The sequence below is a fragment of the Photobacterium sp. R1 genome (assembly GCF_054600795.1).
Genome location: NZ_BAAHZP010001058.1, coordinates 1 through 231 on the forward strand (window position 1 = coordinate 1; position 231 = coordinate 231).

The 231-nt window shown below is 55.0% G+C and carries 1 pseudogene; it reads left to right on the plus strand.

Annotated elements, in window-relative coordinates:
• Positions 1 to 32: 32 nt before the first annotated feature.
• A pseudogene (locus tag ACYP03_RS28300) lies at positions 33 to 231 on the plus strand (class I SAM-dependent methyltransferase); the annotation flags it as partial.

A 231-nucleotide genomic window follows, 5' to 3' on the forward strand; every position in this document is an offset into this window, starting at 1 on the left:
ATCAAGGTATCACCTTGTAGACGATGACGATAATGACTAAATCTGCCCGCTATCATATTCCGGCTGCACTCTTGCAGCCGCTCTGGCTGCGTAGCCGCGAGAGTCTGGCTGACGGTGGCTTGATTTATGACCCCTTGGCTGCAGCGGCTTGCCAGCAATGCCATCTGGCACCCGATTGCCTGGTGGGTAATGTTGATCAACATCAGTTGCTGCACGCGACCCTGACCCTCT